This window comes from Streptomyces lycii (assembly GCF_009735685.1).
Classification (GTDB): domain Bacteria; phylum Actinomycetota; class Actinomycetes; order Streptomycetales; family Streptomycetaceae; genus Streptomyces; species Streptomyces lycii.
Genome location: NZ_WHPN01000129.1, coordinates 1 through 7,212, shown reverse-complemented (window position 1 = coordinate 7,212; position 7,212 = coordinate 1). Strand labels below are relative to the sequence as shown.

Annotated in this window: 3 protein-coding genes; all 3 read left to right on the top strand. The window is 73.1% G+C overall.

The features are described from left to right. Window positions 1–75 precede the first annotated feature (75 nt). The 3 genes from GCU69_RS05510 (at window position 76) to GCU69_RS05500 (ending at window position 7,037) form a co-directional block, all read left to right on the top strand. On the top strand, window positions 76–1,125 hold the full coding sequence (locus GCU69_RS05510) for a LacI family DNA-binding transcriptional regulator (protein WP_156205281.1): 1,050 nt from the start codon (window positions 76–78) through the stop codon (window positions 1,123–1,125). Between the two features lie 485 nt (window positions 1,126–1,610). Further along, window positions 1,611–5,570, top strand: coding sequence for an ABC transporter ATP-binding protein (locus GCU69_RS05505; RefSeq protein ID WP_156205282.1), 3,960 nt, complete (start codon window positions 1,611–1,613; stop codon window positions 5,568–5,570). 225 nt (window positions 5,571–5,795) lie between these two features. Beyond that, window positions 5,796–7,037 (top strand): ABC transporter substrate-binding protein, encoded by a 1,242-nt coding sequence (locus GCU69_RS05500; RefSeq protein WP_235978256.1) that lies wholly within the window; start codon window positions 5,796–5,798, stop codon window positions 7,035–7,037. Window positions 7,038–7,212 lie beyond the last annotated feature (175 nt).

The following is a 7,212-nucleotide window of genomic DNA, read 5'->3' as shown; positions in this document are numbered from 1 at the left end:
TCCCGGCCGTCCCGCGTCCTTCGGTGCGGTCCCGGCGTCGAAACGACCGGCGGGGCGCCCCCGTAGACTGACCGGGTGACTTCAGTCGACGACAGCCCCCTCGCCGACGGCGCGCGGCCCGAGCCCCTGACCATCGCGCAGCTCGCCGAGCGGGCGGGAGTGTCGGTCGCGACCGTCTCCAAGGTGGTCAACGGCCGTGCCGATGTCGCCGTCGACACCCGGGAGGCGGTGGAGCAGCTCATCCGGCGGTACGGATACCGGCGCCAGAAGAAGGCCGCCGGCCCGGCGCCGATGCTGGAACTGGTCTTCCACGAACTCGCGGGCCCCTACCCGGTGGAGATCATCAAAGGGGTCCAGCGCGTCGCGCACGAACATTCGCTGGCCGTGGCCGTGGCCGAACTGGGGCTCCAGGCGCCGGGGCGCGGCCTGACGGAGCGCATCCTCGCCCGCCGCCCGCTCGGCGTCATCGCGGTGTTCTCCGCGCTCACCGACGAGCAGGTCAGCCAGTTGCACGCGCGGGACATCCCGCTGGTGCTGGTCGATCCGGCCCGGGACTCCGAGGCCGACTGCCCGGTGGTCGGTGCCGGCAACTGGAGCGGCGGCCTGTCCGCCACCCGGCATCTGCTCCAGCTCGGGCACCGCCGCATCGCCACCATCACCGGCCCGCCCCACACCATCGCCGGCCGGGCCCGCCTGGACGGCTACCGCGCGGCCCTGGACATGGCCGGTGTCCCGCGGGACGACTCGCTCGTCCGGACCGGCGACTTCTACACCGACACCGGCCTGTCCCACACCCGTGACCTGCTGCGGCTTCCGGACCCGCCCACCGCCGTCTTCGCCTGCAACGACGGAACGGCCCTGGGTGTCTACCGGGCCGCCGCCGAGGCCCGTCTGCGGATCCCGGACGACCTGAGCGTCGTCGCGTTCGACGACCTGTTCCCGTCCACCTGGCTCGCCCCGCCGCTGACCACGGTCCGCCAGCCGCTCACCGAGATGGCCGCGACCGCCGCCACCATGGCCGTCACCCTGGCCCGCGGTGAGACGCTCAGCCCGCGGCGCATCGAACTCACCACCGAACTGGTCGTCCGGAACAGCACCGCTCCGCCCGCCTCGGCCGCGCGCTGAACCGCCTCCGGACCACGTCTCCGCCCCGGAGCCCGGCCCGAGCGTTTTCGGTCCGGCTGCCGAAAAGGAACTCGGCCCGCCTCCGGCCCCGTCCCGGCCTGTCCCCGGCTGGCCCCCGACCCGCCTCAGGCCGCCCCCGGCCCGTCTCCGGCCCGCCTCCGCCCGGCCGTCCTGACCCGGCCGGAGGCCCAGGACCTGCGACCGAGCGCCTGCCCCGTCATATTGCGTACGTACGCGCGAAACAAAAACGGCCACCACCGGTGTTCTGAATCATGGCGCCGTGGGACGGATCGGCGGCGCCGTACGAGCGGGGACGACGGAGGTCATCGGTGAGCGGTACGGCTACGGACGCGGCGGGGGAGCCCGGGCAGGAGCGGGGCGAGGCCGAGGCCGGAACGGGCAAGGGCGGAGACGGAACGGGCAAGGGCGGAGCGGGGCCGGACGGGACCGCGGCGGCCCCGGCCCCGGCCGGGTGGGCCCGGCGGCTGACCGGGTACGCCTGGCGCTACCGGCGGAACGTCCTGCTCGCCCTCGGGTCCTCGCTGGGCGGCATGGCCGTCATGGCGCTCGTCCCGCTGGTCACCAAGATGATCATCGATGACGTGGTGGTCGAGCACCGCCGGGACATGGCGCCCCTGATCGCCCTGCTGATCGGCGCGGCGCTCGCCGTCTACGCGATGACCTACATCCGCCGCTACTACGGCGGACGCCTCGCCCTCGACGTCCAGCACGACCTGCGCACCGACATGTTCCGCTCGCTCTCCCGGCTCGACGGCCGGCGCCAGGACGAGCTGTCCACGGGGCAGGTCGTCGGGCGCGGCACCAGCGACCTCCAGCTGATCCAGGGCCTGCTGTTCATGCTGCCGATGATGATCGGCAACGTACTGCTGTTCGTGATCTCGCTGGCCGTCATGGTCTGGCTGTCACCGCTGCTCACCCTGGTCGCCCTCGCCATGGCCCCGGCCCTCTGGTACGTCGCCGACCGCAGCCGGAAGCGGCTCTTCCCCGCCACCTGGTACGCGCAGGGGCAGGCCGCCGCCGTCGCCGGGGTCGTCGACGGGGCGGTGACCGGTGTCCGGGTCGTGAAGGGCTTCGGGCAGGAGGAGCAGGAGACCGGCAAGCTCCGGGAGGCCGGGCGGCGGCTGTTCGCGGGCCGGATGCGGACCGTGCGGCTGAACTCCCGCTACACCCCCGCCCTCCAGGCCGTGCCGTCCCTCGCGCAGGTCGCGATGCTGGCGCTCGGCGGCTGGATGGCGACCCGCGGCCAGATCACCCTGGGCACGTTCGTCGCGTTCTCGACCTATCTCGCGCAGCTCGTCGGACCCGTGCGGATGCTGACCATGGTGCTCACCGTCGGCCAGCAGGCCCGCGCCGGGGTCGAACGGGTGCTGGAACTGGTCGACGCCGAGCCGTCGCTGCGCGAGCGCCCCGACGCGCACGAGCTGCCCGCCGACGCCCCCGCGGACGTCGAGTTCGTCTCGGCGACCTTCGGCTACGACCCGGAGCGGCCGGTCCTGAAGGACCTGTCGCTGCGCATCGAGCCGGGCGAGACCGTCGCCGTCGTCGGCGCGTCCGGCAGCGGCAAGTCCACCGTGTCGCTGCTGCTGCCGCGCTTCTACGACGTGTCGGGCGGCGCCGTGCGCGTCGGCGGGCACGACGTGCGCGATCTGACCCTGGACTCGCTGCGGGCCGCCATCGGCCTCGTCCCCGAGGACAGCTTCCTCTTCTCCGACACCGTCCGCGCCAACATCGCGTACGGCGTCCCGGACGCCACCGAGGAGCAGATCCGCACCGCCGCCCGCGCCGCCCAGGCCGACGGGTTCATCAGCGCCCTGCCCGACGGCTACGACACCGAGGTCGGCGAGCAGGGCCTGACCCTCTCCGGCGGCCAGCGGCAGCGCATAGCGCTCGCCCGCGCGATCCTCACCGACCCGCGGCTGCTGCTGCTCGACGACGCCACCTCGGCCGTGGACGCCCGCGTCGAACACGAGATCCACGAAGCGCTGCGCGGTGTCATGGCGGGGCGCACCACGCTGCTGATCGCCCACCGGCGCTCCACCCTCGCCCTCGCCGACCGCATCGCCGTCCTCGACGGCGGCCGGCTGTCGGACTTCGGCACCCACGACGAACTGCAGGAGCGCTCCGCGCTCTACCGGCGGCTGCTCACCGACCCCGACGAGCTGGGCGGCGTCGAGCGCGACCCGGTCGCCGAGCTGGCCCGGGACAACGGCCACGCACAGGAGAACGGCCGCGGCCCGGACCGCGGCCGCGCCGCGGGCAACGGCCACGCCCCGGGCGGCGAGCACGGCGCGAGCACCCGTTCGGCGCGGGCCGTCCGCTCGGCCCGTACGGCTGCCGCCGAGTCCGGCGGCCGCGACCTGGAGGCAGAGCTGGACGCCGAGGCCGAGATGGAGTCCGAGCCGGTCAGCGCGAAGCGCCGGGTCGTCGACGGCATCACGCCCGAACTGTGGCGCCGCGCCGGCGACCGGTCCGGCTCGTCCGCCGCCGAGGTCGCCGGAGCGGCCGGTCCGGACGGCTCCCGCCCCACCGCCGCGGCCGCGGCCGGTCCCGGCATCGCCGGCGCCCTCGCCGGGATGCCCGCCACCCCCGAACTGCTGGCGAAGGTCGCCGCGCTGCCGCCCGCCACCGACACCCCGGACGTGGACGAGGAGCAGGCCGTCCGCCCGGAACGGGAGTACGGGCTGCGCCGGCTGCTGCGCGGCTTCGGCAGGCCGCTGCTGTTCGCGCTGCTGCTGCTCGCCGTGGACGCCGGCGCGGGCCTGCTGCTGCCGGTGCTGATCCGGCACGGCATCGACGACGGTGTGCAGCGCCTCGCGCTCGGCGCCGTCTGGGCGGCCTCCGTCCTCGCCCTGCTGGTCGTGCTCGCCCAGTGGGCCGCGCAGATCGCCTCCACCCGGATGATGGGCCGCACCGGCGAGCGGATCCTCTACAACCTGCGCGTGAAGATCTTCGCCCAGCTCCAGCGGCTCGGCCTGGACTACTACGAGCGCGAGCTGACCGGCCGCATCATGACCCGGATGACGACGGACGTGGACGCCCTGTCCACCTTCCTGCAGACCGGGCTCGTCACCGCCGTGGTGTCCGTCTTCACCTTCTTCGGCATCCTGATCGCCCTCGTCGTCCTCGACCTCCAGCTGGCGCTGGTCGTCCTCGCGACGCTGCCGCTGCTGGTCGTCGGCACGGTCTTCTTCCGGCGGCAGAGCGTCAAGGCGTACGAGCTGGCCCGCGAGCGGGTCTCCGCCGTCAACGCCGACCTCCAGGAGAACGTCGCCGGGATGCGCGTCGTGCAGGCGTTCCGCCGCGAGCACCTGGGCGTGCGGCGGTTCACCGAGCGCAGCGACGGCTACCGGCGGGCGCGGGTGCGCGGCCAGTGGCTGATCTCCGTGTACTTCCCGTTCGTGCAGCTGCTGTCGTCGGTGGCCGCCGCCGCGGTGCTGCTGGTCGGCGCGGGCCGGGTGAACGGCGGGACGCTCACCGCGGGCGCCCTCGTCGCCTATCTGCTCTACATCGAGCTGTTCTTCGCCCCCGTGCAGCAGCTCTCGCAGGTCTTCGACGGCTACCAGCAGGCCACCGTCTCGCTGCGCCGCATCCAGGAGCTGCTGCGCGAGCCGACCAGCACCGCGCTCGCGGCCCGGCCACGCGAGGTGCGGTCGCTGCGCGGCGAGATCGTCTTCGACGACGTGTCCTTCCGCTACGCCACCGAGGACCCCGCGTCCGGCGAGTCCGGGGAGGCGCTGTCCGGCGTCCGGCTGCGCATCCCGGCGGGCCAGACGGTGGCCTTCGTCGGCGAGACCGGCGCGGGCAAGTCGACGCTGGTCAAGCTGGTCGCCCGGTACTACGACCCGACGTCGGGCGCGGTCCGGGTGGACGGCACCGACCTGCGGGAGCTGGACCTCGCGGGCTACCGGCACCGGCTCGGGGTCGTCCCGCAGGAGCCGTATCTCTTCCCGGGCACGGTGCGCGACGCCATCGCGTACGGCCGCCCCGACGCGACCGACGCGGAGGTGGAGGCCGCGGCCCGCGCGGTCGGCGCGCACGACATGGTGGCCTCGCTCGACGGCGGCTATCTGCACGAGGTCAGCGAGCGCGGACGCAACCTCTCCGCCGGGCAGCGGCAGCTGATCGCGCTGGCCCGCGCCGAGCTGGTCGCCCCGGACGTGCTGCTGCTCGACGAGGCGACGGCCGCGCTCGACCTGGCCACCGAGGGCCTGGTCAACCAGGCCACGGACCGGCTGGCGGGCCGCCGCACCACCCTGGTCGTCGCCCACCGGCTGACCACCGCCGCCCGCGCGGACCGGGTGGTCGTCATGGACCACGGCCGGGTCGTGGAGGACGGCACCCACGAGGAACTCCTCGCCGCCGGCGGCCGGTACGCCAAGCTCTGGCGGACCTTCGCCGGGGAACCGGAGACGGCGGGCGTCTGAACGCCGGACGACGGGTGCCGGAACGCGGCCGCAAGCCGCCGGGCCGCACCGGCACCCGTTCGATATCGAAGAGATACGGACCGTGACGTAGACCTGGCGCCTCCGCCACAGCAGACTCATGACTCACGCCGTGCCGGTCGCTCCGGCGCGGCGGCTTGTCATCGGCTCGGAACAAGGGGCGGTAGTTCAGTGCGACGGCGGTTCTCTGGTCTCCTGGCGGCGGGTGTGTCCACCACCCTGGCGCTCACGACACTCTCGGCCTGTGGCGAAAGCAGTTCCGCGGACGGCGCCGGGACCACTCTGAAGCTGGTGGTCACCGAGTACGGCGACCGGTCCGGGAACAGCTCCAAACGCTACTGGGACCAGCTGATCGGGGAGTTCGAGTTCAAGCACCCGGAGATCAGCGTCGACGTCGACATCTACGACCGGGGTGCCGTCGACCGCCGGGTCTCCGAGCTGGTCGAGGCGGGCAACCCGCCGGACATGGCGCAGATGGCCACGTACGCCGACTACGCCGAGCAGGACATGCTCTACAGCGCCGACGAGCTGCTCTCCATCCCCGCGCAGGCGGACTTCGTGACCGCGGTCGCGGAGGCGGGCCAGGCGAACCGCACCCAGTACGGCATGCCGTTCGTCGCCAGCACCCGGGTCTTCTTCTACAACAAGAAGCTGCTGCGGGACGCCGGGATCACCACCCCGCCGAAGACCTGGCAGGAACTCCAGTCGGCCGCCGTCGCGCTGGAGCAGTCCGGCGTGAAGACCCCGTACGGGCTGCCGCTCGGCCCGGAGGAGCCGCAGGCCGAGACGCTGAACTGGCTGCTGAGCGGGGGCGGCGGCTACACCGACAACATCGGCGCCTACACCATCGACGCCCCGGAGAACGTCCGGACGTTCGAGTGGCTGCGCGACGAACTCGTCGCCAAGGGCCTCACCAACCCCGAGCCCGGCGAGACCGACCGGCAGGACGTCTACGACGGCTTCGCCCGCGGTGAGGTCGCGATGCTCAACGGGCACCCGACGCTGATGCAGATCGCCCAGGAGAACGGCATCGACTACGGGATGGCGCCGCCGCCGGGCAAGGACGGCGAGTCGCCCGCGACGACCGGCGTCGCCGACTGGATGACCGCGTTCAAGAAGAACGGCAACCAGGAGGCGATCGGCGAGTTCCTGAACTTCGCCTACAGCAAGGAGAACGTCCTGAAGTTCGCGCAGCAGTACGACCTGCTGCCGGTCACCAACTCCGCCTTCGACGCGATGCGCGCCGACAAGGAGAACAAGGCGGTCTGGGAGTTCCTCGACCAGCTGCGCACCGCCCAGCTCTACCCGGTCGACAAGGTCTCCTGGGGGCCGACGGTGCGCACCCTCCGGGCCACCATCGGCCGCACGGTCGAGCCGAAGGGCGACCCGGGGAGTGTGCTCGCGCAACTCCAGCGGGAGGCCGAGACCAAGGAGAACGCGGCTTCGTAACGCCTGCTGCGGTCCGGAGTGGTCAATTCGCCCGTTACAGCTGGGAATTGTGCGTCCTGTGGGTCTGGCGGTCGCGGGACGAGCCGGGATACGTTCACGGCTCGTCAACGCGCGACTTCTTGAGGGAGGGCGGATGCGCAAGCCGCTCAGATGGCTGCTGACGCTCGCGATGCTC